This window comes from Agrobacterium tumefaciens, assembly GCF_013318015.2.
Taxonomy (GTDB): domain Bacteria; phylum Pseudomonadota; class Alphaproteobacteria; order Rhizobiales; family Rhizobiaceae; genus Agrobacterium; species Agrobacterium tumefaciens.
The window spans coordinates 595,098-618,827 of record NZ_CP115843.1 but is presented as its reverse complement, the minus strand read 5'-3'; the positions used below and the strand labels follow the sequence as shown (position 1 = coordinate 618,827).

The 23,730-nt window shown below is 58.0% G+C and carries 21 protein-coding genes; 19 read left to right on the top strand and 2 right to left on the bottom strand.

Annotation, left to right across the window (positions count from 1 at the left end):
* Window positions 1-92 precede the first annotated feature (92 nt).
* The 8 genes from G6L97_RS26090 (at window position 93) to G6L97_RS26055 (ending at window position 8,805) form a co-directional block, all read left to right on the top strand.
* Window positions 93-1,010 carry an ABC transporter ATP-binding protein gene (locus G6L97_RS26090; RefSeq protein WP_174004325.1) on the top strand — a complete coding sequence of 306 codons (918 nt, stop codon included), beginning with the start codon at window positions 93-95 and terminating at the stop codon, window positions 1,008-1,010.
* On the top strand, window positions 1,010-1,906 hold the full coding sequence (locus G6L97_RS26085; protein WP_174004323.1) for a branched-chain amino acid ABC transporter permease: 897 nt from the start codon (window positions 1,010-1,012) through the stop codon (window positions 1,904-1,906). The genes G6L97_RS26090 and G6L97_RS26085 overlap by 1 nt, the downstream gene beginning before the upstream one ends.
* A gap of 1 nt (window position 1,907) precedes the next feature.
* Complete coding sequence (locus tag G6L97_RS26080; protein ID WP_174004321.1) at window positions 1,908-2,969, top strand: branched-chain amino acid ABC transporter permease; 1,062 nt, start codon at window positions 1,908-1,910, stop codon at window positions 2,967-2,969.
* Between the two features lie 98 nt (window positions 2,970-3,067).
* The gene (locus G6L97_RS26075; RefSeq protein ID WP_174004319.1) at window positions 3,068-4,402 is read left to right on the top strand and encodes an ABC transporter substrate-binding protein; all 1,335 of its coding nucleotides are present in this window, start codon (window positions 3,068-3,070) and stop codon (window positions 4,400-4,402) included.
* A 71-nt stretch (window positions 4,403-4,473) separates the two neighbouring features.
* Window positions 4,474-5,250: an ABC transporter ATP-binding protein gene (locus G6L97_RS26070; RefSeq protein ID WP_025591740.1), complete on the top strand. Its 777-nt coding sequence runs from the start codon at window positions 4,474-4,476 to the stop codon at window positions 5,248-5,250.
* A 26-nt stretch (window positions 5,251-5,276) separates the two neighbouring features.
* Window positions 5,277-6,524, top strand: a complete 1,248-nt coding sequence (locus G6L97_RS26065) for an SfnB family sulfur acquisition oxidoreductase (RefSeq protein ID WP_112157879.1) — start codon at window positions 5,277-5,279, stop codon at window positions 6,522-6,524.
* Between the two features lie 270 nt (window positions 6,525-6,794).
* On the top strand, window positions 6,795-8,243 hold the full coding sequence (locus G6L97_RS26060; RefSeq protein WP_174004317.1) for an FAD/NAD(P)-binding protein: 1,449 nt from the start codon (window positions 6,795-6,797) through the stop codon (window positions 8,241-8,243).
* Between the two features lie 187 nt (window positions 8,244-8,430).
* Entirely contained in the window at window positions 8,431-8,805 is a 375-nt protein-coding gene (locus tag G6L97_RS26055; RefSeq protein ID WP_112291687.1) for a VOC family protein, read from the top strand.
* Between the two features lie 99 nt (window positions 8,806-8,904).
* Here the strand turns inward: G6L97_RS26055 and G6L97_RS26050 are convergent, their stop codons facing one another.
* Window positions 8,905-9,960 carry an aldo/keto reductase gene (locus G6L97_RS26050; protein WP_174004315.1) on the bottom strand — a complete coding sequence of 352 codons (1,056 nt, stop codon included), beginning with the start codon at window positions 9,958-9,960 and terminating at the stop codon, window positions 8,905-8,907.
* A gap of 121 nt (window positions 9,961-10,081) precedes the next feature.
* Here G6L97_RS26050 and G6L97_RS26045 point away from each other — a divergent pair, with 121 nt between their 5' ends.
* The 9 genes from G6L97_RS26045 (at window position 10,082) to G6L97_RS26005 (ending at window position 18,375) form a co-directional block, all read left to right on the top strand.
* The gene (locus tag G6L97_RS26045) at window positions 10,082-10,987 is read left to right on the top strand and encodes a LysR family transcriptional regulator (RefSeq protein ID WP_174004314.1); all 906 of its coding nucleotides are present in this window, start codon (window positions 10,082-10,084) and stop codon (window positions 10,985-10,987) included.
* A 524-nt stretch (window positions 10,988-11,511) separates the two neighbouring features.
* Window positions 11,512-12,171 carry a TetR/AcrR family transcriptional regulator gene (locus tag G6L97_RS26040; RefSeq protein WP_003519311.1) on the top strand — a complete coding sequence of 220 codons (660 nt, stop codon included), beginning with the start codon at window positions 11,512-11,514 and terminating at the stop codon, window positions 12,169-12,171.
* A complete protein-coding gene (locus G6L97_RS26035) occupies window positions 12,168-12,932 on the top strand; it encodes an ABC transporter ATP-binding protein (RefSeq protein WP_025591729.1) in 765 nt (254 codons plus the stop codon). The genes G6L97_RS26040 and G6L97_RS26035 overlap by 4 nt, the downstream gene beginning before the upstream one ends.
* A gap of 2 nt (window positions 12,933-12,934) precedes the next feature.
* Complete coding sequence (locus G6L97_RS26030; RefSeq protein ID WP_142851251.1) at window positions 12,935-13,636, top strand: ABC transporter ATP-binding protein; 702 nt, start codon at window positions 12,935-12,937, stop codon at window positions 13,634-13,636.
* A gap of 45 nt (window positions 13,637-13,681) precedes the next feature.
* Entirely contained in the window at window positions 13,682-14,887 is a 1,206-nt protein-coding gene (locus G6L97_RS26025) for an ABC transporter substrate-binding protein (protein WP_142851252.1), read from the top strand.
* 7 nt (window positions 14,888-14,894) lie between these two features.
* On the top strand, window positions 14,895-15,758 hold the full coding sequence (locus tag G6L97_RS26020; RefSeq protein ID WP_019567206.1) for a branched-chain amino acid ABC transporter permease: 864 nt from the start codon (window positions 14,895-14,897) through the stop codon (window positions 15,756-15,758).
* Window positions 15,758-16,669 (top strand): branched-chain amino acid ABC transporter permease, encoded by a 912-nt coding sequence (locus G6L97_RS26015; protein ID WP_019567207.1) that lies wholly within the window; start codon window positions 15,758-15,760, stop codon window positions 16,667-16,669. Before G6L97_RS26020 ends, G6L97_RS26015 begins: the two co-directional genes overlap by 1 nt.
* Window positions 16,666-17,130: a GAF domain-containing protein gene (locus G6L97_RS26010; RefSeq protein WP_019567208.1), complete on the top strand. Its 465-nt coding sequence runs from the start codon at window positions 16,666-16,668 to the stop codon at window positions 17,128-17,130. The genes G6L97_RS26015 and G6L97_RS26010 overlap by 4 nt, the downstream gene beginning before the upstream one ends.
* Before the next feature lie 21 nt (window positions 17,131-17,151).
* Window positions 17,152-18,375: a metal-dependent hydrolase family protein gene (locus G6L97_RS26005; RefSeq protein ID WP_174004312.1), complete on the top strand. Its 1,224-nt coding sequence runs from the start codon at window positions 17,152-17,154 to the stop codon at window positions 18,373-18,375.
* Window positions 18,376-18,662: 287 nt separating this feature from the next.
* On the opposite strand, the gene G6L97_RS26000 is transcribed toward G6L97_RS26005, so the two are convergent.
* Window positions 18,663-19,157, bottom strand: coding sequence for a nitroreductase family protein (locus G6L97_RS26000; RefSeq protein WP_236762750.1), 495 nt, complete (start codon window positions 19,155-19,157; stop codon window positions 18,663-18,665).
* Window positions 19,158-19,350: 193 nt separating this feature from the next.
* On the opposite strand from G6L97_RS26000, the gene G6L97_RS25995 reads away from it, so the two are divergent.
* Together G6L97_RS25995 and dsr1 are read left to right on the top strand one after the other, a co-directional pair.
* Window positions 19,351-19,668 carry a hypothetical protein gene (locus G6L97_RS25995; protein WP_174004310.1) on the top strand — a complete coding sequence of 106 codons (318 nt, stop codon included), beginning with the start codon at window positions 19,351-19,353 and terminating at the stop codon, window positions 19,666-19,668.
* Window positions 19,669-20,086: 418 nt separating this feature from the next.
* Window positions 20,087-23,671, top strand: a complete 3,585-nt coding sequence (gene dsr1, locus G6L97_RS25990) for an anti-phage defense-associated sirtuin Dsr1 (RefSeq protein WP_174004308.1) — start codon at window positions 20,087-20,089, stop codon at window positions 23,669-23,671.
* Window positions 23,672-23,730: the final 59 nt, after the last annotated feature.

The following is a 23,730-nucleotide window of genomic DNA, read 5'->3' as shown; positions in this document are numbered from 1 at the left end:
CGGCAGCGGCCTTTGGCCGCCGCCTGGACCACGGGCGGGACCGCCTCCGTGATTGGAAACCTGTGCCCATTGGGCGGAGCATGGACTGAACGATGTCAGCATCGAGTTTTCTGGTTGCAAGTCTTGGCGCGGAGGTGGCGATCCCAACGGACATCCGCCAACACATGGCCTTGCCCAGCGAGCATGTCGGGCAAGAACGCCGCGCGCTGGACGCCGCCAAAGAACTCGTGCTGGAGCTTCGCGGTATTGACCTCTCCTTTGGAGGCGTCGTCGCTCTGGAGAATATCGACCTGGCCGTGCAGCAGGGCGAAATCCTGGGTATTATCGGGCCGAACGGCGCCGGCAAGAGTTCGCTGATTAATGTTATATCAGGCGTCTACCGCCCGGATCGTGGCCATGTAGCGATTAATGGCAAAGCCTATCGTCCAGTGCCCACTGAGAAGCTCGCCAGTCTCGGCGTGGCGCGGACGTTCCAGAACCTCGCCTTGTTCAAGGGTCTCAGTGTTCTCGATAATGTTGCCACGGGGCGGGCTTACGCCGAGCGAGCAAATTTCCTGAGCCAGATAGCCGGTCTGCCGAGCGCTCGTCGCGAGCAGGCCGATGCCCGCGAGCGGGCAGGGCGGATCATCGATTTTCTGCATCTAACGCCCCATGTTGACCGGCTTGCCGGCACGCTGCCCTATGGATTGCAGAAGCGGGTGGAACTCGCGCGTGCGCTTGCCGCCGAGCCACGCATTCTGCTGCTTGACGAGCCTATGGCTGGCATGACGGCGACGGAGAAGAACGAACTTGCCGATTATGTGCGTCTCGCGCGTGACGAATATGCGGTCACCGTCGTTCTGATCGAGCATGACATTGGCGTGGTGATGGGTCTTTCCGACCGCATCGCGGTGCTCGACTACGGGCGCAAGATCGCCGATGGCACGCCTGCGGAAATTGCCAGCGATCAACGTGTCATCGATGCCTATCTCGGCGCTGCGCCGGAAAACGAAGACGGGGAGGGTATCTGATGGCTGCGTTTGATTGGTTGTTCTTTACCGAGGTCCTGGTCGGCGGGTTGCTCTCCGGGGTCATGTATTCCCTAGTCGCCATCGGGTTCGTGCTGATCTACAAGACATCGGGTGTCCTAAACTTTTCGCAGGGCGCGCTTCTCCTGTTCGCGGCGCTGACCTTTGTCAGCCTTGTCGAGCGTGGCGTGCCTTTTGTGGCTGCCTTTGCCATTACCTTTGCCATCATGGTCGTCATCGGTGTTGCGATCGAGCGTACGGTGCTTCGGCCGCTCACCAACAAGCCACCGATCACGCTGTTCATGGCGACGCTTGGCCTATCCTACATCATCGAGGGAGCGGCCCAACTCCTCTGGGGTACGCAGGTTCATGGGCTTGATCTCGGTATCGAGGACATTCCCTTTGATGTTGGTGGCGTTTTCATCAGCCAGTTCGACATCTTTGCCGCAGTCGTCGCGGCCGGCATGGTGGCGGCTCTCTCGGCCTTCTTCCGCTATACCCGCATCGGCCTCGGCTTCCGCGCCGTCGCGGATGACCAGTTCGCGGCGCTTGCCGTCGGTCTCAAGCTGCCCTGGATATGGGCGAGCGTCTGGGCGGCGGCAGGCCTCGTTGCCCTGGTCGCCGGGCTGCTCTGGGGTGCGCGGCTCGGGGTGCAGTTCTCGCTGTCGCTGGTAGTGCTGAAGGCTCTGCCGGTGCTCGTTCTCGGCGGCTTCGATTCCATTCTAGGCGCGATCATCGGTGGTCTGATTGTCGGCGCGTCGGAAAAGCTCGCCGAGGTCTATATCGGTGAGTGCTTCGGCGGCGGCATCGAGGGGTGGTTTGCCTATGTCGTGGCCCTTGCCTTCCTGCTGATCCGCCCGTCCGGGCTCTTCGGTCAAAAGCTCGTGGAAAGGGTCTAATATGTCCGCCGTTACAGCCGATCTTTCATCGTCGTTCTCCCTGCCGCGCCATGCCGGCACGGTCGCAGTGCTCGCCGTTGCTTATCTCGTCGTGCCGTTCGTCGGCACCAGTTACCTCTTCGAGGCAATCCTGCTGCCGTTTCTTGCGCTCAGCCTTGCCGGGGTTGGTCTCAACCTTTTAACTGGCTATGCGGGTCAGGTCTCGCTTGGCTCGGCCGCATTCATGGCCGTCGGTGCCTTCGCGGCATACAATTTCAATCTGCGTATCGATGCGCTGCCGCTTATTGTTTCGATTGTACTTGCCGGTCTTTCCGCCGCGGCAATCGGCATAGTTTTTGGCCTGCCGAGCCTGCGACTGCGCGGTTTCTACCTCGCCGTTTCGACTCTTGCGGCGCAGTTCTTCGTGCAATGGGCGTTGACGAAATTCAGCTGGTTCTCGAACGAATCCGCATCCGGCGTGATCGATGCGCCAGCGCTATCGCTAGCCGGGATTTCTTTCGAAGGGCCGATCGGGCGTTATCTCTTCGCGCTGACCATTGTCGCCGTCCTCACGTTCCTCGCCTACCGCCTGGTGTCGTCGCAGACCGGCCGCAACTTCATTGCCGTGCGCGACAACGAGACCGCCGCACGCATCATCGGCATTCCGGTGCTTCGCACCAAGCTGCTCGCCTTTGCAATCTCGTCCTTCATCGTCGGGATTGCCGGGGTAATCTGGGCTTTTGCCTATCTTCGCACGGTGGAGCCGGCCGGCTTCAATCTAGACCGCTCGTTCCAAATACTCTTCATCGTCATCATTGGCGGGCTTGCCTCGATCCGGGGTGCCTTCTTCGGCGCGGCTTTGATCGTCGTCTTTCCGCTGGTCCTCTCGCGGCTTGGCTCTTTGCTATTAGGCGATGTCTTTAATTCCGGAGTGCTCGATATGACGCAGCGCATCGTTCTCGGTGCCTTGATCATACTGTTTCTGATCCTGGAACCTGATGGCCTCGTGTCATTGTGGGATCGCTTGAAGTTACGCGTTACGGCTGCCGTCAGGCGGGCGTGGATTCCTCGAAGCCGGCCCTGACAGGCAAAGGCTTCCAACAAGAAAAGCTTATCAGCAATGAATTCCTGAAACCTACACGGATGGCCGAGCGCCAGCCGACAGACGGAGTGTGTCCAGATATGACCCTTTATACCAAAATAAAAGCGGCAGCCTTTGCTGCCGGCATCAGCCTCACCGCCATCGCCTTCCCGGCCATGGCCGATGAACAGTACTTCCCCCTGCAGAGCTACCGCGTCGGGCCTTATGCAGCCGGTGGCACGGGCTTTTTCGGCGGATTCATCGATTATCTCAATCTCGTCAACATCAGGGACGGCGGTATCAACGGCGTCAAGCTGACATGGTCAGAAGCCGAAACCCAGTACGAAGTTGAGCGAGGGGTCGAGGCTTATGAACGCCTGAAGAGCAACCCCGGCGTTGCGGCCTGGAACCCGCTGTCGGTCGGCATAGCCTATGCCATGATCGACCGCATCACCCAGGACAAGGTGCCGCTCATTACCATCAACCACGGCCGCACGGATTCGACCGATGGCCGTGTTTTTCCCTATGTTTTCCCGCTGCTGCTCAATCCCTACAGCGAAACCTCCGGCATCGTGAACTACATTGCATCCAAGGAAGGCGGGGTTGGAGGACTGAAGGGCAAGAAGATCGTTGTGCTCTACCACGGCTCTCCCTATGGCAAGGAAACGATCCCGATCTATGACCTGCTGGCCAAGAAGTATGGCTTCGAGCTCCAGCAGATCGAAGTCCCGCATCCGGGCAACGAGCAGCAGTCGCAGTGGCTGACGATCCGCCGTGCCAAGCCGGATTATGTCGTGCTGCGCGGCTGGGGCGTCATGAACCCGGTGGCGTTGAAGACGGCGGCGAAAACCGGTTTCCCGGTGGATCACATCATCGGCAATGTCTGGTCCAACTCGGAAGAGGACGTTATTCCCGCCGGCGATGCGGCCAAGGGCTACACCGCCATCACCACCCAGGCATCAGGTGCCGAATATCCGGTGGTCAAGGAAATCGTGAAAACCGTCTACGACGCCGGCAAGGGCAACCTTGATGACAAGAGCCGCATCGGCTCCGTCTATCACAATCTCGGTATCGTCAACGGTATTCTTAATGTCGGGGCGGTGCGGATCGCCCAGGAGAAATTCGGCAAGCGCACCCTGACCGGCGACGAAGTTCGCTGGGGCTTCGAGCATCTGCAGCTTGATCCAGCCCGTGTCGAGGCGTTGGGCGCCAAGGATCTCTTCCACTCGATCAATGTCACCTGGGATAACCATGAGGGTAACGGCTACGTGACGTTCCAGCAGTGGGACGGCAAGAAGTGGAACGTGGTTTCCGATTGGATCGCACCGGACTGGGCCCTGCTGCGCCCGATCATCGAGAAGTCGTCCGAGGCCTATGCGGCTGAAAAGGGCATCAAGCTTCGCACGTCGGAAGATGCGAATTCCGTGACGAACTGATGTTCGCGTGGTCGGGCAAGGGTCTCCCCGTGTCCGGCCACAACATCCCGAAAAGCGCCAAGGAGATCGTGATGACCGAGGGGAACAGGCTGCTTGCCGTGGAGGGGCTCCACGCAACCTACAATCATGCCATCACCGCATTGCATGGGGTCACTTTTTCGCTCGGACGGGGGGAGATCCTTGCCGTTCTCGGTGCGAACGGCGCTGGCAAGACGACGACGCTGAAGGCGGTTTCCAACCTCCTTCCGGCCGAACGGGGGCAGGTGCTCGCCGGTCATGTCCTGTTTGACGGTCGTGATGTCACGCGCGAAACCCCAGCAAGCCTTGTCCGTCGCGGTCTCGTGCAGGTGCTCGAAGGTCGCCATTGCTTCAAGACACTTACGGTCGAGGAAAACCTGGTCTCCGGCGGCCTTGGCCGATCCGCCACGCGCACTGAAATCGCGACCGACCTTGAGAAAATTTACACGCATTTCCCAAGACTTAAGGAAAAGCGCCGGGTGCTTTCCGGCCTCACTTCGGGCGGCGAGCAGCAGATGACGGCCATCGGCCGGGCACTGATGTCACGGCCACGGCTGCTTGTCCTCGACGAACCGTCAATGGGGCTGGCGCCTCTCATCGTGCAGGATATTTTCCGCACGCTGAAGCGCCTTAATCGCGAAGAAGGGCTTTCGATCCTGGTCGCTGAACAAAACTCAGCAGTCGCGCTGACCTATGCCGACCGGGCCATCATTCTGGAAAACGGCGTGAGCGTGCTGTCAGGCACGGCCGCCGAACTCAAGGCGCGCGATGACGTGAAAGCCTTCTATCTGGGCCAGAAGCCAGCCGTGCTCGTCACGCATATTCACTGAAAATCAAAGGAAAGAGGAGACATGGCATGACCATTTCCAACGTGAAGACGAAAGATGCGGCTCAAGGCGTTCCCGCCGTGCCGCGGCCGAGTGAGCCGGCACACATCATCAAGAGCGATGCCGAAGCGATCGAAGTCGCGAAGAACCTCGCCGCCGAAATTGCCCCCGGCGCAGCCATTCGCGATCGCGATCGCATCTGGCCGGTAAAGGAACTCGATGCCTTCTCGCAAAGCGGGCTCTGGTCGATCAACGTGCCGAAGAAGTTCGGCGGTCCTGAAGTCTCCTATGCGACGCTCGCCAAGGTGATCGAGATCGTCTCCGCGGCCGATTCCTCGATTGGCCAGATCGCGCAGAACCATCTCGGCGTCGTTGCCGCGATCCGCACGGTTTCCGATGAGGCTCAGCAGACGCTGCTTTTCGCAGAAGTGCTGCGCGGCACACGCTTCGGCAATGCCTTCTCCGAATTCGGTTCCAAGCGGGCGGCGGACTTCGAAACGAAGTTCGTCGATGCGGGCGACCATGTGATCGTCAACGGCCAGAAATTCTACTCCTCCGGCGCACTTCTCGCCCATCTCGTGCCCATCGTTGCGCTCGATGATGAAGGCCGCGCCTGGTATGCAATTGCCGAGCGGGATGCACCCGGATTGACCGTCATCGACGACTGGTCATCCTTCGGGCAGCGCACGACGCTGTCCGGTACGGTGATCCTGAACAATGTCAAAGTGCCGAAAACCCATCTGGTTCCCGGCTACAAGGGTTATGCGGAACCCACTGCGGATGGTGCGATTTTCCAGATTATCCAGGTCGCGGTGGATACGGGTATAGCGCAGGCGGCAATCGATGAAACCATCTCCTTCGTGCGCACCAAGAGCCGCGCATGGGTGGATAGCGGCGTAGATCATGCCTGGGATGACCCCTACACGATCCAGGCTGTCGGCGATCTGACGCTGCGACTGCATGCGGCCCAGGCGCTGCTTGAAAAAGCCGGTTATGCCATCGATCGCGCCATCCGGAACCCGAATGCTGACACGGTCGCCGAAGCACAGATCGTGACGGCCGAGGCGAAAATTCTCTCGACAGAGATAGCCATTACGGCGACCAACAAGCTGTTCGAACTTGCAGGCACCCGCTCCACGCTTGCAGAGCACCACCTCGATCGCCATTGGCGCAATGCCCGTACCCACACGCTGCACGATCCGGTCCGGTGGAAATATTCCATCCTCGGCAAGTACTTCCTCAATGGCGAGAAGCCGCCACTTCACGCCTGGAGCTGAGTAAACTCTGGAGCCCGGGGCGCGCAAGGCGCCCCGGTTGGCAATTGATCTTGCTACATCTGCCAGCAGTAATGAGATATAGTGACGTGATGAGACGGCGCCCCTCAAGCGCGTTTCCAATCAAGCGCCCCGTAACGAGGAGCTTTGCCGGAAACCTCGGGAACATAGAATAGTGGTTACGATGAGCCTTATGTGCAGGAAGCGGAAAACGCTTTTTAGGGCCTTCCAATCGTGCAGGGCACAGATCTCCTTGGGGAGAACGTAGAGGCAATGAATTCTCTTGTTCCCATAGCTTCTGCCCGCCTGACCGTGGCAGTTGTCGGCGGTGGCTTCACCGGCGCGGCAATGGCAATGCATCTGGTAGCGGGTAACGGATACCCGACTGATACATCCGTTGTCGTCATCGAACCTCGATCGGAGTTGGGCCGTGGCTTGGCCTATAGCGCAACCGATCCGGCGCATCGGGTCAACGTTCCCGCTGCAAGAATGACGTTGTTTCCGGATATTCCCGATGATTTCGAGCGTTATGTTGGCGGTATTCCTACCCGTGACGATGCCGAGCTCATAGGGCACGATGGCTTGCCTTATCCCAAGCGGTCTGTCTTCGGCGAATACGTCTCGGCACGGATTCAACCGTTTTTGGATGACGGCCGTATCAGACACTGGCGGACCAAAGCGATCTCGGTGTTACAAAAAGGAAACCGCTATGAGATTGCGGGGTCTGACGGTACAGCGCTCATTGCGGATATAGTCGTACTGGCCGTCAGCCATCCACCACCTTCTTTGCCTCGGGTGCTCCAGCCCTTCAAAGATGACTACAAGTTGATTGCGGATGTCACCGTGACCGATGCGATCGACGCCGTCGAGACTGGAGATCGTGTTCTCATCGTCGGAAATGGCTTGACCTCCGCCGATGTGGTTGCCTCGCTCAAGAGACGGGGCCATGTCGGCCAGATAACGTCGTTCTCTCGCAGGGGCTTGCGGTCTCGCGGCCATGGCCCCGTCGGGCAGGAGCCTTTCGGCGATTTCCTGTCTGAACCGTTCACCTCTGCAAGCAAGTTGCTCCATAAGGTTCGCCAAACGCTGCGAGAAGCACATGAACAGGGCATGACGTGGCATAGCGTCGTGGATGCGCTGAGGGCGCAGGGGAGGGACATATGGGAAAATCTGCCTGTCATTGAGAGACGGCGCGTTGCCCGACACTTGCGGCCGGTCTGGGATGTGCATCGCTTTCGCATCGCGCCGCAAGTCGAGGCTGCTGTGGAGCAGGCGATCGCGAGCGGCCAAATGGATGTCCGGGCTGCCTCGCTTTCTTCCGTGACACGGATAGACGCCGGCTACAGGGTGACGTTGCGACCCCAGCGCGCCAAGTCTCTCGAAACGCTTGATGTCGATGCGATCGTCGTCACCACGGGCCCGGCGCATGGCGGCATTCTTCAAAGCCAAGCCATGCTTCGAGAACTTGAGCAGGTGGGCCTGTTGCAACCCTGCCCGACCGGGCTTGGCATCTTGGTTGATGCCAAGTCTAATCCCGTATCGGCTTCAGGCGAGAGCACGACTTCACTGTTTATTGCCGGGCCGCTTGCACGCGGCACTTTCGGAGAACTGATGGGGCTGCCGCAGGTTACCGAGCATGCAATCTTCGTCGCGCAGCGTGTTCGCGACCTGATCGATGAATGTGGGATTTCGCATCGCACGGGCCAGGCGGTGGAAGGCTGACGGCCTGGCGTTTCTTGAATACATTTCTTCCAATCTTTGAGAAAGCCTTGGGACGATAATTCCATCAAATTCGCCACGCTTTGCGAGGCCCTCAGGACGGTGTACGGTGAAAGCATACAAACGAGTTCCTGGCTCAGGGGGAGCTCGCCCCCTGCTGCCAGCGCGCTGCCTTACGGGAGATGAGACCATGTTCACGCACATCATGATCGGAAGTAATGATCTGGAGCGGTCAAGAAACTTCTACGACGCCACGTTCGCTGCATTGGGCGGCAGGCCCGGCGAGATGGATGCGAGAGGCAGACTGATTTACGTCCACGAAGGCGGACGACTGATGATCACGAAACCGATCGACGGCAAGGCGGCGACCGTTGCCAATGGCGGGACAATCGGAATCGCCGCCCTGAGCCGCGAGCATGTTCTGGCGTGGCACGACGCCGGTGTTATGCACGGCGGCACATCGATCGAGAGCCCGCCGAATGAGCGACCGAACGGGGCCTTCGTCGCTTATCTTCGTGATCCGGACGGACATAAACTGAGCGTACGGTCTCAGCCGGCAAAGTAACGCAGCGCCAATAGCGCTGGTATTCTCACAGTTGTTGTGGGTTGGTCTTTCTGCATAACTTTTGCAGCCGGATCCACCACATTAATCGCAACATTACGCTCAACATCCACGCATCTTGGAACCTACCATCGGCGGATTAAGACGGGCAAAGCCCTCCTGACGATGATAGGGGAAATGCGGATATGGCGGCGTCAAGACGCTCGCATTGTCCAGGAGAGCAACCTGATCATCGGTGAGATGCCAACCGACCGCTCCGAGGTTCTGCCGGAGCTGCTCTTCGTTTCGCGCTCCCATGATAATGGAAGACACCGTGGGCCGGCCTGTAAGCCAGTTGAGCGCCACCTGCGCAACTGTTTTATCGAGTTGTCTTGCGACGTCTTCAAGGGCATCAACGACGCGGTAGAGATGCTCCTCATCGACCGGAGGACCAAAGCTTGCGGTTTCGTGAAGACGACTGCTCTCCGGCAGGGGAGCGCCGCGCCTAATCTTTCCCGTAAGCCGCCCCCAGCCAAGCGGACTCCAGACGAGTGCTCCAAGGCCTTGATCCATACCCAGTGGCATCAGATCCCACTCGTAGTCTCGGCCGAGAAGGGAATAGTAAACCTGATTGGTAATGTAGCGAGGCCATCCGTACGCGTCGGCAACCGCCAGCGACTTCATGATTTCCCATCCCGAAAAGTTCGAAATGCCGACGTAGCGGACCTTTCCCGCCCGAACGAGCGTATCAAGGGTCGACAAGACTTCTTCGACGGGCGTCCGGGCGTCGTAGGCATGAAGTTGCAGGATGTCTATATAGTCCGTCCGAAGCCGGCGTAGTGCGTCTTCGACCGATCTGATCAAGCGAAACCTGGAGGAACCCGCATCGTTCGGCCCTTCTCCCATAGGCAGGCTGGTCTTCGTCGATATCAGCACGGTCTCGCGACGACCTTCCAGCGCTGCACCCAGCACCTCCTCCGATGCACCGTTCGAGTAGACATCTGCGGTATCGAACAGATTAACGCCTGCTTCAACGCAGATATCGATAAGTCGCCTTGCCTCGGAGACATCGGTCGTGCCCCACGCACTGAAAAGGGGACCTGCCCCTCCAAACGTGCCTGCACCAAAGCTCAGGACCGAGACTTTGAGGCCTGATCGGCCAAGAGAACGATATTCCATCTGGTCTTCCTTTCTTGAGAAATGGAAGCGACTTGCGCCACCTGATGGGGAAGAGATAGGAGATCCGGCTTTCGTGATATAGATTGCGGGCGGGAACAACATTTGTGAAATCAGGGACCAGATGGCTCGAGCGGAAGTCAATCGATCCGGAGAAATGGAAGTCTTCGTGCAGGTTGTCGAGCGCGGTGGCTTCTCGTCAGCTGCTCGCAGCGTCGGAATGACGCCGTCGGCGGTGAGCAAACTGGTCGCGAGACTGGAAGCGCGGCTGGGTACCCGTCTCATCAATCGCTCGACGCGCGTGTTCAAGTTGACTTCGGAAGGCTGCGTCTTTTTCGAGCGCGCCACGCGTATCCTGGCAGACATCGAAGATGCCGAGCGGATCGCCAGTGCGGGAGAGGTGCCCAGTGGCCGCCTCCGCCTGAGTACCAGCGCCTCCTATGCCACCCATGTCCTCGCCGGCATACTCCCGGAATTCCTGGAGCGATATCCTGAAATTACCGTCGATATCGTACAAAGCGACCTTGTCGTCGATCTGCTTGAGGAGCGAGTGGACGTTGCAGTTCGAGCAGGCCCGCTTAAAAGTTCGAGCCTCGTCGCGCGTAGGCTTGGCGATACTGCAATGACGATCGTCGCTGCTCCCTCCTATGTCGACCGGCGTGGCCTGCCCCGGACTATCGAGGAGCTTGAAAGGCATGACAGGCTGGGCCTTGGTTACACCCGCTCGATGGATGGCTGGCCGTTAATATCGGCAGGCGCGACGATTTTTGCCCCAGTCGTCGCCCGTGTCCAGGCCAATGACGGCGAGGCGCTGCGCCAGCTGGTACTCGCTGGAAATGGAATTGCCCGCCTCGCCAACTTCACGATGCGCGATGATTTGAGGGCCGGCCGACTGGTGCCGGTGCTCGACGAGTATAATCCTGGGGACCGGGAGGAGTTTCATGCCATTCATATAGGGCAGGGTGGCCCGCTGCCTTCCAGAGTGCGCGCTCTTCTTGATTTCCTGGCCAAACAAGGCAAAGTTACATAGCAGAGAAACCCGCCTATCGGGGAGGATACCCTCGCCCGAACTCGAGTCGACGTCTCGCGTTAGGTTTCAAGCACCGGCATGTTTGTCCCGCGCCATTGAGCTAAAATGAACTTGATCTGCTCGTGGAGCGCAAAAAATCAGATCTAAAGCGCGTCAAGTCCAAAGGAAAAATCCTGGCCGTCCCGCTCCCTTATGCGGCAAAAGCCGAAGGTCTTTTCATGTAAACGAGCAGTCGTGACACCACATAACTCCTTGCGATCCTGCGTGAAATAGAAGGCCTCGTCCCTGCCAACGAGGCAGTCTGTATTGCGGTGTCAAAACGGACTGACGCTGACGCTACGCGGATTTCAGCCCCACCAGGACCCGACGATCTGTCGCCAATTCCCAATGCCTTCAAATAAGAAATCGCGCACTTTAAAAACAGGCTTGATTGTTTGTAAGTTTAGTGCAGATTTGAGTTATGCCCGGAATGCGGCAGCAAAAACAAATGCACAAAAAGTAGTCGGAACGACACGAGGGAACTGATGGTAACTGGGAAGGAGCTGCAGCAGCCGGCTCGGCGTAAACGCACGCAAAGTGAGCGGTCTGAGGATACGCGCAAGGCCATTTTCGATGCGACGATTAATCTCCTGTACAAAACGGGTTTCAACAAGACGTCCACTCCCGAAATTGCCCGCAGGGCAGGTGTGTCTCGCGGCGCGCTGACCCATCATTTTAGCAGCAAGGAAGACCTTGTCATCGGCGCTGTGGCCGATGACCTGACCAGCGTCAATCGGCGGCTGGCAGACTTTGCTGACGCGTTCGGGTCCGGTAGCGGCTCGACCGACGAGATCGTCGATTATCTCTGGAAGACGATGTTCGACCGACTGTTCTATGTCACGCTCGAATACCTTCCGGAAGCGCGCCACAATACCGGTTTTCGCAACGGACTCATTCCGGTCGTGCAGGAGTTCCATGACAGGCTGGACGATATCTGGACGGCGCTTGCGACTTATCGCAACGTCGATCCGGCCAGCGTGCGCATCGTCATGAACGCAACCATGTGCCTGATCCGGGGCATGATTGCCCAGACGGTGCTGCGACCGGCAGACCCGACCTATTACGAAAACCTTCTGACGTTCTGGAAACAACAGGTGAGGGCTTATTTTGCAACGCTTGCCGATGATGCGGAGCGCCAGCCATGAAGCCTCTTCTTCAGGTAAAAAATCTCGAGCGTGCTTTTTACGGAGTGCGGGTTCTGAACGGCGTCGACATCGAGGTGATCGACGGGTCGATTACCGGGCTGATCGGGCCGAATGGTGCTGGGAAATCGACGTTTTTTAATTGCATTTCCGGTCTCTACATGCCTGACAGCGGCTCCGTGACCTTTGCGGGCGTCGACATAACCCGCCTCAGCCCGCAGGAAAGAGTGTCGACGGGCCTGGTGCGCACTTTTCAGCTTGCCCGTGGTTTTCCCAAACTCAGCGTTTTCCAGCACCTGATGCTTTATGGCCAGGACCATCCGGGCGAAGGCCTGTTTGCCAGCATCACCGGCAGCGCGGCCGGCAAGCGGCGCGAAGAGCAGCTTGCCGAGGAAGCCATCTCGATTGCCCGCCGGTTGCGCCTCACCCACGTTCTGGACAATCCGGTCACTGCCCTGTCGGGCGGGCAGAAAAAACTGGTGGAAATAGGCCGTGCGCTGATGGCGAAGCCCCGGCTCGTGCTGCTTGACGAGCCGATGGCGGGCGTCAACCCGACGTTGACGGCGGAGATTGCCGATCACTTGCGCAGCCTCAATGCCGAGGGTGTCACAATCTGCCTCATCGAACATGACATGAAGCTGATTGGCAGCCTTTGCGACCCGGTCATCGTCATGGCGGAAGGGCGCAAATTGACCGAGGGCAGTTTCGATACCGTCGTCGCCGACGAGCGGGTTCAGGAAGCATATCTGGGCGGAAGGCATTGACGATGTTGAAGGCAGAAGGCCTGGTGGCCGGTTACGGGGCCGCCGAGGAAATTCTCAAAGGCGCATCGGTCGAGGTGCATGCGGGCGAGATCGTTACAATCATCGGCCCCAACGGCGCGGGGAAATCAACCCTGCTAAAGGCGATCGCCGGGCTGGTTCCGCTGAAAGGCGGCAGCGTGTTGATGAATGGTGCGGATTTGACCAGAAAAGATGCGTTGGGCAGATCGAAAGCCGGCCTCGCCTTTGTGATGCAGGAAAAAAACGTTTTTGGTACCATGTCGGTGGCGGAAAATCTCGAGATCGCCAGCTTCGGTAATCCTTCCGGCATGTCGCAAAGGCGCGAGAGCGTCTATGGTCGTTATCCCATCCTTGCTGACAAGCGCAAAGCGCTTGCGCGTACACTGTCCGGTGGCCAGCGGCAATTGCTGGCAATGGGAATGGGCCTGATGACCGAGCCGAAGCTTTTGCTGCTGGACGAGCCGACGGCCGGGCTTTCCCCGAAGGCGGCTGAAGAGCTGTTTCAGGCTATCATCGAACTGAACCAGTCCGGGCTGCCCGTGCTGATGGTCGAGCAGCACGCTCTTGAGGCGCTCGAAATATCCACACGCGGCTACGTCATCGTCACCGGTCGCAACGCCGCCACCGGCGGCGGCCCGGAACTCGCCGCCGACCCCGAAATCCGTCGCCTGTTTCTGGGTGGCTGACATCGAATTGCCTGACATTCATTATTAAAAAAAAGGGAACAACGCATGAGCAGCTTTAAAATCAATCGTCGCGGTTTCATGGGCAGCGTCGCTGGTCTGGCCGCAACCGGCCTGTTGCCGCAGGGCGTTCTGGCGCAGACAGGCCCGATCCGGCTTGGCGCGCTGACGCCGTTGACCGGTTCCGGCGGTCCATACGGCCCGGCCATGGTCAAGGCCATCCAGGCTGTTGCCGCCGAGGTCAACAATGCAGGCGGTGTCCTCGGTCGTCAGATTGAAATCATTTCCGAAGACGACCAGACCAACCCCGAGGCGGGGGTGCGCGCCGCCCGCAAACTGGTGGATGTCGACAAGGTTTCGGCGATCCTCGGCACATGGGCATCCTCCGTCACCACAGCCGTTGCGCCGATCTGCTGGGAATCCGGTACATTGCTTGCCACCGTATCGGGTGCCGACGCCATCACCGCGCTGCCGCACCAGGGTTACATCATCCGCACCCAGCCGACGACCATTCTTCAGGGCCGCAAATTCGGCGAATTCGCCGTCGAACAGGGCGTGAAGAAGCTATTCTTCTTCTCGCCACAGACGCCGTTTGCCGAAAGCCAGTTTAACAACATAACCGCCGCCGTGACAGCTGCGGGCGGTGAAACCAAATCGATGATCTATGACGACAAGAAGCCCTCCTATCGCAGTGAGGTCGACGAGATGCTCGCCTATGAGCCTGACGTCATCGTGCTTGGCGGTTACGCAGCCGATACGACCGTTCTGCTGAAGGACATCTACCGCTCCGGCTACGAAGGCAAAAAAATCGCCTTCGCCTATTCGGTGAACCAGAAGCTGATCGACAGTGTCCCGGCGGAAATAGTGGAAGGCATCTACACAATTGCGCCTTCACCCGCGCAGTCGTCCACCGCTTACAAGCGGCTTGTGTCGCTGATCGGCGTCGAAAATCCCGATCCCTACACAACGCAGGTCTATGACCAGACCAATCTCGTCATCATGGCGATGGCTAAGGCTGGTGCAGCGGACGGAAAATCCATTCGCGACGCCATCCGTTCGATCTCCCAGGGCAAGGACGGCGAAATCGTGGATAACGCGCTCGATGGCCTAAAGCTGATCGCCGCCGGCAAGGCCGTCAATTACGAGGGCGCCTCCGGCCCCTGTGACTTTACCGACACCGGCGACATTTCCGACAGCCAGTTCCGCTACGAACAGGTGGAAGACGGCAAGCTCAAGCTGCTGAAAATCGCGTGAGGCATTGATGACAACCCTCGCTCAGGCGATACTCAACGGGATGATGACGGGAATGCTCATCGCTATTCCCGCCCTTGGCCTCACGGCGATCTTTGCCGTGCTGCGTTATGTCAACTTTGCCATAGGGGCCTATGCCACGGTTGGCGCTTTTGCAGCCTGGTATGTCAATACCAGGCTGGGGCTAGGTGTGTTCCCATCGGCGCTCGTCGCCTTCGTGGCGGGCGGGATCGTCGGTCTCGTGGCAGAGCAGACGGCGCTCGCAAGGCTTCGGCCATCGGGCGCACTGGCCGTGGCCATCGCCTCAATTGCCGTCAATCTCATTCTCGAAAATGTCATCCGCTTCATTTTCGGCAATGATCTTCAGGGCTTCGATCTGCCTGTCGCACGCGACTGGCGTTTTTCCGGCCTGCGCCTCGGCCCGCAGCAGCTGCAGACGGCGGCGATCGCCATTGCCATCATGGCGGCGGTGTTTCTCTTCCTGCGGTTCACACGCTTCGGCAAAGCCATGCGGGCAGTGGCAGATAATCCCGATCTCGGCAGATTGCTGGGCATGGATCCCTCGCGCATCGCCATGATCACCGTTGCTCTCGGTGCAGGGCTGGCGGGCGTTGGCGGTGTGCTGCTCGGCCTCGATACGGCCATCGATCCGATGACCGGCTCGCGCCTGCTCTTGTCCATCTTCGCCGCCGCCGTGCTGGGCGGGCTTGGCTCGATCCCCGGCGCCGTCGTCGGCGCGGTGATGATCGGCATCGGCGAGGAACTGGCCGTTCTCGTGCTGCCCGCCACCTATCGTTCCGCCGTCGGTTTCGCGACAATCCTGCTTATCCTGTCGCTGCGGCCTGCGGGAATACTGGGTGAAAGGAACACCTGATGCTGTCATATCTGCTTTTCACGCTCACGCTCGGCGGCATTTACGGTCTACTGGCGCTCAGCCTCAATCTCATCTGGGGTGGCGTGGGCATGGTCAATCTGGGGCTTGCCGGCTTTTTCGCCGTGGGTGCCTATGTTTCGGCACTGGTGGCGATAGCGGGGGTTCCGCTACCGCTGGCAATGCTGCTCGCCTGCGTCATCGGCGCGCTGGCGGGCGTCATCGCCACCTTTGCAACCATTCGCCTGCGCGGCGACTACCTCGCCATCGTCACGCTCGGCTTTGCGGAAGTGGTGCGCATGGTCGCGCTGAACGAACGCTGGCTTACCCGCGGTTCCGACGGCATTTCCGGCATTCCGGCACCCTTCCGGGCCGAACTCGGCATAGACGGTTTCAACCTGTTCTATCTCGCGCTCGTCAGCGTCATCGTTCTCATCGTCTTCTTCGCCATGCGACGCATCGATGGATCGCCCTTCGGGCGTGTTCTCAAAGCTATCCGCGAGGACCAGGAACTGGCGACATTCGCGGGCAAATATGTGACCCGCTTCAAGATCCAGACCTTCGCGCTTTCCGCAGCGATCGCCGGACTTGCGGGCGCACTCTACGGACATTTCCAGACCTATATCTCGCCCGACCACTTCCAGCCGCTGATTACCATTTACATCTTTCTGGCTGTCACCGCAGGCGGTGTCGGCCGGCCGCTCGGCGCGCTGGCCGGCGCTTACCTCGTCGTATTCTTCCTTGAGGCGACACGCTTCCTTGGAGAAATCTTTCCCGGCCTCCAGCCTGGACAAGTCGCCGCCGTGCGCGAAATTCTCGTCGGACTGGCGCTTCTGGGCGTGCTGCATCTTCGCCCGCAGGGTCTTTTGCCCGAACGTATCGCCCCCGCACCCAAAACGGAGACATCACCTTGACCAATCTTCTCGCGGCTCTTTCAAGCCCCGGACAGCCGCAAACGCTGTATAGGGCGCTGGAAAAACACCTCTCGGAAACCATCGGCTTTGGCCTCTTCACTCTCCTCTACCGGGACGGTCAGGAGGTCGCCCGTGTTTATTCGACCAACGAAGAGGCTTACCCCGTCTTCGGCCGCAAACAGATGGGGCCAACGCCTTGGGGTGAAAAGGTAATAGATCGCCAGGAGGCATTTCTGGGCCCCGACAGAGAAGCCATCATCTGGGCCTTTTACGATCACGACCTGATTTTCAGCCTCGGACTTGGCGCGGTCATCAATATTCCCGTCGTTTACGATGGCGAGACAATCGGCACCATGAACCTGCTCGACAAAAGCGGCGCTTACACGCAGGAGCATCTGCGCCAGGCGCAGGCCGTGGCGCCGCTTCTCATCCCCGCATATCTGGAAGCGCGTCGTCGCTGATACTTTCCCAGGAATGAACCTATGACTGCTATTATTTTCGAAAATGCCCGCATCGTCGATGGCACCGTCGACCGCCCGTCCGAACCCGTTCAGGTTCTGGTTGAGGGCGGTTCCATCCGCGAGGTGGAAAAGAACATTGCCTCTGCCTCGGCGCAGCGCATCGACCTTTCAGGCAAGACGCTGATGCCAGGCCTGATCGATGCTCACGTTCACGTCGTTGCCTCAACTGCCGATCTCGGCCAGAATGGTATGCTGCCAGATGCGCTGGTGACGGTGCGCGCCTTCAAAATCATGGGCGAGATGCTGGCGCGAGGGTTTACTACCGTTCGCGATGTTGGCGGTGCAACCTCCGGTCTCGTGGCCGCAACCCTTGAGGCCGCATGGCCCACACCACGCCTGAACATTTCCGGCAAGGCGCTGGCCCAGACGGGGGGCCACTGTGATTATCGCGGTCCCTATAATGACGACCAGACGCGCACACGCGGCTTTGCGCTCGGTGCGTTGGGCCGCATCTGTGACGGCGTGCCGGACGTGCGAAAAGCGGCGCGCGAAGAACTGAAGAGCGGCGCGAACTTCATCAAGATCATGGCCAATGGCGGCGTATCTTCGCCCACGGATCCCATTCATTTCCTCGGTTTTTCCCGCGAAGAAATCCTTGCCGTCGTTGAGGAAGCTGAAAATGCCGGAACCTATGTTTCGGCCCATCTTTATACTGACCAGGCCATTCGCCGCGCAGTGGAATGCGGTGTTCACTCGCTCGAACATTGCAACCTCATCGGCAGCGAAACGGCAAAATTCGCCGCCGAAAAAGGTGCTTTCGCCGTCCCGACGCTTGTTACCTATGACAAATTGTCCAGCGAAGGCGCCGCCATGGGGCTGCCTGCCGCCTCCATCGCAAAGGTAGATGACGTGCGTCTGGCAGGCATGGAATCGCTGACCATCATGCGTGAGGCCGGGCTGCAAATGGCCTATGGCAGCGATCTGCTTGGCGGCATGCATGTTTATCAGTCGGAAGAATTCGTTATTCGCGGGCGTGTCCTGCCAGCAGTAGAGGTTATCGCATCGGCAACGCATATCGCAGCCCGTCTGTTGCGCATGGAAGGCAGAATCGGCGCAGTTTCGCCGGGGGCTTATGCCGACCTGATTGTGGTCGACGGCAACCCTCTCGAGGATCTCACATTGCTGACCCATCAGGGCGCATATATGCCAATGATCATGAAGGCTGGTGTCTTCATCAAGCGCTGATTGCCTGTTGCCGACTTCAGCTGACATTCTGTACGCCCGACCAAGGCCGGGCGTCTAACAGTCCGGGGTCTTGCGCGCCCGATAAGCCGCGAGGGCTTCGCGTCATTCTGCCGGGCGCTTGCGAGCTCGGCTCGCGATTGCCGCTACGAAATGCGCACTGGCTTCGTCGTCCAGAACCATAACCGCACCTAAGACACGCGCAAAAATCGGCAGGCCGCGTCTTCGACCGCGACGGCTAACAAGGGATCGTGGGGGCGACACCCAGTCGGAAGCAATCTCGTCGAACATTATTTGATGCCGAACCCCAGGCGACGCAATGTCTGGCTCAGTTCCGCGCGACCCTTCAGGGCATCGGTGTCCTTGACGCGCTGGGCAATGGGCGCTGTCCAGCCGTTTTGTGGCAGGCCCTGTTTTTCCTGAAACGTCTTAAGCACCGCGTCATAGGAATCGAGATCATCCCGTGCGGCCTCCGAATAGGTTTCATGAAACAGGATGGAAGATTGTGGCAGGCGCGGTTTGACGTCAGTCTTCACGTTCGGGTCGGGATAGCCTACGGTAAGGCCAAAGACAGCAACCGTCTCGGCGGGCAGGTTCAGTTCGCGGGATACGTCTTCCGGTCTGTTGCGAATACCGCCAACGTAGCAGGAACCAAGACCGAGTGAATCGATAGCGGCAACAGCGTTCTGCGCAGCCAGTGCCGCATCGATGGCACCGATTAGGAAGCTTTCCAGATAATCCAGCCCTTCTGCGTTGTTGCCATGGTTTGAAGCGACCGTTCTCAAAGGCCTTCTGACGACGACAGATGCAGTAAATTGGTTGGAGGGGAATTGTGGTCTGGCGACCGTGCAATCGTATCTTCCTGGCAACAGTCCGACCGTTCAGCAGTTCGTAGCGTTCGTCCATGAATACTATGGGCATCATCATGCGCTACTAAGAAACGCTGTCGTTAAGGTGGTCGTTGGACAGCATTGCTTCGTGCACGCAGGCATCAGGCCGGGTGTTCCCCTCGACGTGCAGAATTCGTTTGATCTGCGATGGATACGCAATGAATTTCTCGATCACACCGGTCAATTTGAAAAGATCATCGTACATGGTCACACACCGACCGAGACTGATCTACCGGAAATTTACCCCAACCGGATCGCGGTCGACACGGGTGCATATGGAACCGGCAGGCTGACGGCGGTGGTCATCGAGACAGACGAAGCGCCGCGCTTTATCTGCGCGACCGAAAGATCGGCAGGTTACATTGATGTCGCGCAAGCGATTCCGTTGTCCATGCAGTTTAGATAAATGAACGGCGGCCGTCGATAACCAGACAAACGTTCCCAGGCGTTCCGCCATAAGCCCCTCTTCTGACTGAACCCGCCGCAGTCATATTCGTGCATACTAGAGCTTCGATTGGCGGGATTGTTCTGTAAGCGCGGCCACAACGTGAAAAGCTCAACCTCAATTAGCCTGCGCAAATCTTACAACAAGTGGCAGCCCTGAATAGCTGTGAAAAATGTTAATACATCATGGATGGCGCTTGAGTGTTACTGTGTTACTTTAAAAAAATCGGCCATTATCCAGGAGAATATCAGGTGCAGTTCATAGCAAGTGGCCCGAATATTCCGGAAGAACTTCTCCAATCACACGAAGATGGTCAGGTCGTCTTCTTTTGCGGAGCGGGATATCATATCCAGCCGATCTGCCGGGTTTTGGTGGGCTTGTGGATCGACTATACGTCGAATTGGGCGAGGTTCCATCTTCCGTTGAACAGTCTGCGCTGACTAACAAATCCTTCGACACGGCGATTGGTCTTTTAGAAAGCCGCCTGGTGGGACACCGTCAGCGCGTTCGAACTGCCATCGCTCAAATTTTGACGCCCAATCTTGCAAAGCGAAATGCGCTAGCGACCCACGAGGCGCTACTATCCTTGAGTAAAACTGGTGATGATCGCATCAGGCTCATCACGACAAACTTTGACCGCCTCTTCATTGAGGCGATGAAGCAATTGAAAGTTGAGTATCCATCATATTGCGCTCCGCTTCTTCCTGTGCCCAAGAAACAGAAGTGGGATGGTCTCGTTTATCTCCATGGCCTTCTGACGGAACCTCCAACTGCCAGCGACCTGGAGCGTTTGGTTGTTTCCAGTGGTGATTTCGGTCTGGCTTATTTGACCGAGCGCTGGGCTTCGCGGTTCGTAAGTGAGCTGTTTCGTGGCTACACTTTATGTTTTGTCGGATACAGTATCGATGATCCTGTGCTCCGTTATATGATGGACGCACTAGCCGCTGACCGTCTGCTCGGAGAAAAATCACCTGACGCTTATGCGTTCGGTGGGCATGCTCGGGGCAAGGAAGCCGACGTCGCCGACGAATGGATAGCCAAAAACGTTCGGCCAATTCTGTACAACAGTAGCAACGAACATTCATTGCTTCATCGGACACTGAGAGCTTGGGCTGATAGCTACCGAGACGGGGTGCGAGGCAAGGAAGGAATTATTTCTAGACATGGGCGTTCGCGGCCACAAGGCAGCACACGGCAGGACAATTTTGTCGGACGGATGCTTTGGGCTCTTAGTGATAGGACGGGTCTGCCCGCAAAAGCATTCGCTGATCTTACACCGGCAGCTCCGTTCGAATGGCTGGAGGAGTTCGAGAAAGCCACGTTCAATCATAGGGACTTGGTGCGGTTCCAGGTCGCGCCTACAGTCGAGGAAGACAAAAAGCTAAGGTTCAGCCTGATTGAACGCCCTTCACCATATAATCGAGCGCCTTGGATGCGGCTTGTACGTCGGCGCGGGTTCTGGGACAGCTCCGACGATGTGATGCGGAATATAGCTCGCTGGTTCGCCAAGCACGCAGATGACCCGCGATCTCTGATATGGCTTTCGAAGCAAGGCGGCGCGATCTCAGATCATCTCCGGTATCTTATCGGAGAAGCATTAGAAAATGGCGTGGTCACATCTCCAAGCATGAAGGCCTACTGGAAAGTGGCGCTTGCGGGAAGGCTCTACCAGCCAAACGATCCTTCCGACCTCTACGCTTGGAGCGAGGAACTGAAAAGGGAGGGGCGACTTACCCCACTTCTCCGCTCAAGGTTGAGGGAACACCTGACCATCCTTTTGAAAATCTCGGAAGGGTACGGGCCATCCGACGAGGAGGACGGCGTTCAGGGCGACGGCAGCATAGACTGGGAGCTTATTTTTCCCGGAGCCCACACCGCATATGCCTTGCGCGATTTGTTCAAGAGTCAGGCTTGGAAAGCCGCGCTGCCATTGCTCCTTACTGATGCGACAAACCTGCTGCTCGACGCGATGGATATAGCCGTTTTGGTGGATGGCGGGAAAGGGGAGAGAGACCGAACCCATTTCCAGCACCCTTCTATCGCGGAACACCCGCAAAACCGAGCCTTCAGAGACTGGACGGCGCTTATTGATTTTGTGCGTGACGCGTGGCTTGCCAACGTTGCGAACTTTCCCGCCCGCGCTGTTCGAGAGTTTGATCGATGGGGCGAGTTCGAACACGTCATATTCCGACGACTACGATTTTTCGCGTTGGCAACCCATCTCGACCTATTCGGACCGCAGCAGGCTGTTGACGCTCTACTTGCCGATAACGGAAGGTGGCTCTGGTCGATAGAAACTCAACGAGAGGCACTGCAGCTCGTTGCTGCAATTGCTCCTGTTCTTGACCAACAGCAAGCCGATTATTTCAGCGCATCCGTTCTCAATCACCCCCAGCAGCCGTGGGATCAGGGCGATGAGGATCGGAGGGAACGGCGAAATGACCGGGAAACTTGGCGGATACTGGCCTTGTATCAGCAGTCGGGAGGGCGAATTAATGCCCAGACGCAAGCAAGACTCGAATCAATTCGGGGAAGATACCCCCAGTGGGAAGAGGTCCGTGATAGGGATCAGTTCCCGGTCTATATGGAAGCTGGAAACTTTGAGCAGACCTTTGAAGCAGCGCCAGCAAGTCGTAGAGAGCTGAAAGAATGGCTCAAAAATCATCGTGAAGCTGCCGATTTTCGCGATAGCGATGACTTCTTGGAGCGATGCCGCCGAGACTTTCCAAGAACGTCACTCGCCCTTTTAGAGCTTGCACACGGAGGTGATTGGGTCACGGCGCGTTGGCGACAGGCATTGCAAGCTTGGTCGAGCGATGACCTTGCGGCTCGTTCGTGGCGATGCGTAGGCCCTAGAATTGTCGATGCCCCGGACAATGTCCTGTCAGACATTAATCGGGGTCTTAGCAACTGGCTTCAGGCCTGCGGGAAATTCGCGGCCATGCATCGCACTGCGTTCCTACGGTTGGCCGGACGTCTTCTCGACCATAATAGGGATATTCAGGAAGCCCCTGGCGCTTCGCCTCTTCTGGATGCTTTGAATAATCCCATCGGCGAGTTGACTGAAGGCCTGATCAAACTCTGGTATTCCCAGGACTTGGATGATGGGCAGGGACTCGACGAAGATATTGCGCCTTTGTTGACGACACTGTGCAATGTGGGAATTGCGGCGTTCGCAAATGGGCGGCTGTTCCTATGTTCAAATGCCATTTCGCTCTATCGAGTGGATGAGGAGTGGACGAAGGAGAACTTGCTGCCGCTCTTCGACTGGAATTCGTCTGAGTACGAAGCGAAAATCGCCTGGTCAGGCTTCCTTTGGTCTCCCAGGCTATTTTGGCCACTGATGCGAAGACTGAAGAATGAGTTCTTAGAGACGGCCAAACACTATGGTGAGCTTGGGGAGCTTTCGGATCAGTATGCGGGGCTGCTCACTTTCTCAGCTCTCGACTCCGTGGAAGGTTTCCTGAAATCCGAGTTTTCTCTCGCGACTAGCAGACTTCCTGAAGCCGGGCTTGCTCAAGCACTGCAGACCGTGACCGATGGCCTGGACAGTTCGGGTGGAAAAATCGAGGAGTATTGGGAAAACCGCGCTAAGCCCTATTTTAGGTATGTCTGGCCTAAGTCGCAGGCCCTGTTGACACCAGGGATTGCTGCAGCTTTTGCTCGGTTGGTTGTCTCAACGGGCGACAAGTTTCCTGAAGCACTGGAAACTCTCAAGGACTGGCTTCAAAGAACGGAACAAGCAGATTACGCGCTTCATCTCCTCAATGAAAATGGTCTCGCTACACGCTTCCCTGCTGAAGCGCTAAAGTTTCTTGACCTGGTCGTCAGCCGAGAAGTCATTTGGTCACTCGGCTCCCTCGATAAATGCCTCAAGAAAATACGAGCTGCGATGCCGGACCTTGAACGTGATCCTCGGTTCGTTGCCTTAAGCCAATTGCTGCAACAACATGGACGAGCCTGACAAGTAAGCGGGAATGCCAAGCTGCGGATTGTTCGATGATTAATTGCGCCTCGTTGTTT

Bases quoted from the DNA above. Each gene is read 5' to 3' on its own strand.
- G6L97_RS26090 (WP_174004325.1), top strand. From the start codon at position 93: ATGTCAGCATCGAGTTTTCTGGTTGCAAGTCTTGGCGCGGAGGTGGCG.
- G6L97_RS26085 (WP_174004323.1), top strand. From the start codon at position 1,010: ATGGCTGCGTTTGATTGGTTGTTCTTTACCGAGGTCCTGGTCGGCGGG.
- G6L97_RS26080 (WP_174004321.1), top strand. From the start codon at position 1,908: ATGTCCGCCGTTACAGCCGATCTTTCATCGTCGTTCTCCCTGCCGCGC.
- G6L97_RS26075 (WP_174004319.1), top strand. From the start codon at position 3,068: ATGACCCTTTATACCAAAATAAAAGCGGCAGCCTTTGCTGCCGGCATC.
- G6L97_RS26070 (WP_025591740.1), top strand. From the start codon at position 4,474: ATGACCGAGGGGAACAGGCTGCTTGCCGTGGAGGGGCTCCACGCAACC.
- G6L97_RS26065 (WP_112157879.1), top strand. From the start codon at position 5,277: ATGACCATTTCCAACGTGAAGACGAAAGATGCGGCTCAAGGCGTTCCC.
- G6L97_RS26060 (WP_174004317.1), top strand. From the start codon at position 6,795: ATGAATTCTCTTGTTCCCATAGCTTCTGCCCGCCTGACCGTGGCAGTT.
- G6L97_RS26055 (WP_112291687.1), top strand. From the start codon at position 8,431: ATGTTCACGCACATCATGATCGGAAGTAATGATCTGGAGCGGTCAAGA.
- G6L97_RS26050 (WP_174004315.1), bottom strand. From the start codon at position 9,960: ATGGAATATCGTTCTCTTGGCCGATCAGGCCTCAAAGTCTCGGTCCTG.
- G6L97_RS26045 (WP_174004314.1), top strand. From the start codon at position 10,082: ATGGCTCGAGCGGAAGTCAATCGATCCGGAGAAATGGAAGTCTTCGTG.
- G6L97_RS26040 (WP_003519311.1), top strand. From the start codon at position 11,512: ATGGTAACTGGGAAGGAGCTGCAGCAGCCGGCTCGGCGTAAACGCACG.
- G6L97_RS26035 (WP_025591729.1), top strand. From the start codon at position 12,168: ATGAAGCCTCTTCTTCAGGTAAAAAATCTCGAGCGTGCTTTTTACGGA.
- G6L97_RS26030 (WP_142851251.1), top strand. From the start codon at position 12,935: ATGTTGAAGGCAGAAGGCCTGGTGGCCGGTTACGGGGCCGCCGAGGAA.
- G6L97_RS26025 (WP_142851252.1), top strand. From the start codon at position 13,682: ATGAGCAGCTTTAAAATCAATCGTCGCGGTTTCATGGGCAGCGTCGCT.
- G6L97_RS26020 (WP_019567206.1), top strand. From the start codon at position 14,895: ATGACAACCCTCGCTCAGGCGATACTCAACGGGATGATGACGGGAATG.
- G6L97_RS26015 (WP_019567207.1), top strand. From the start codon at position 15,758: ATGCTGTCATATCTGCTTTTCACGCTCACGCTCGGCGGCATTTACGGT.
- G6L97_RS26005 (WP_174004312.1), top strand. From the start codon at position 17,152: ATGACTGCTATTATTTTCGAAAATGCCCGCATCGTCGATGGCACCGTC.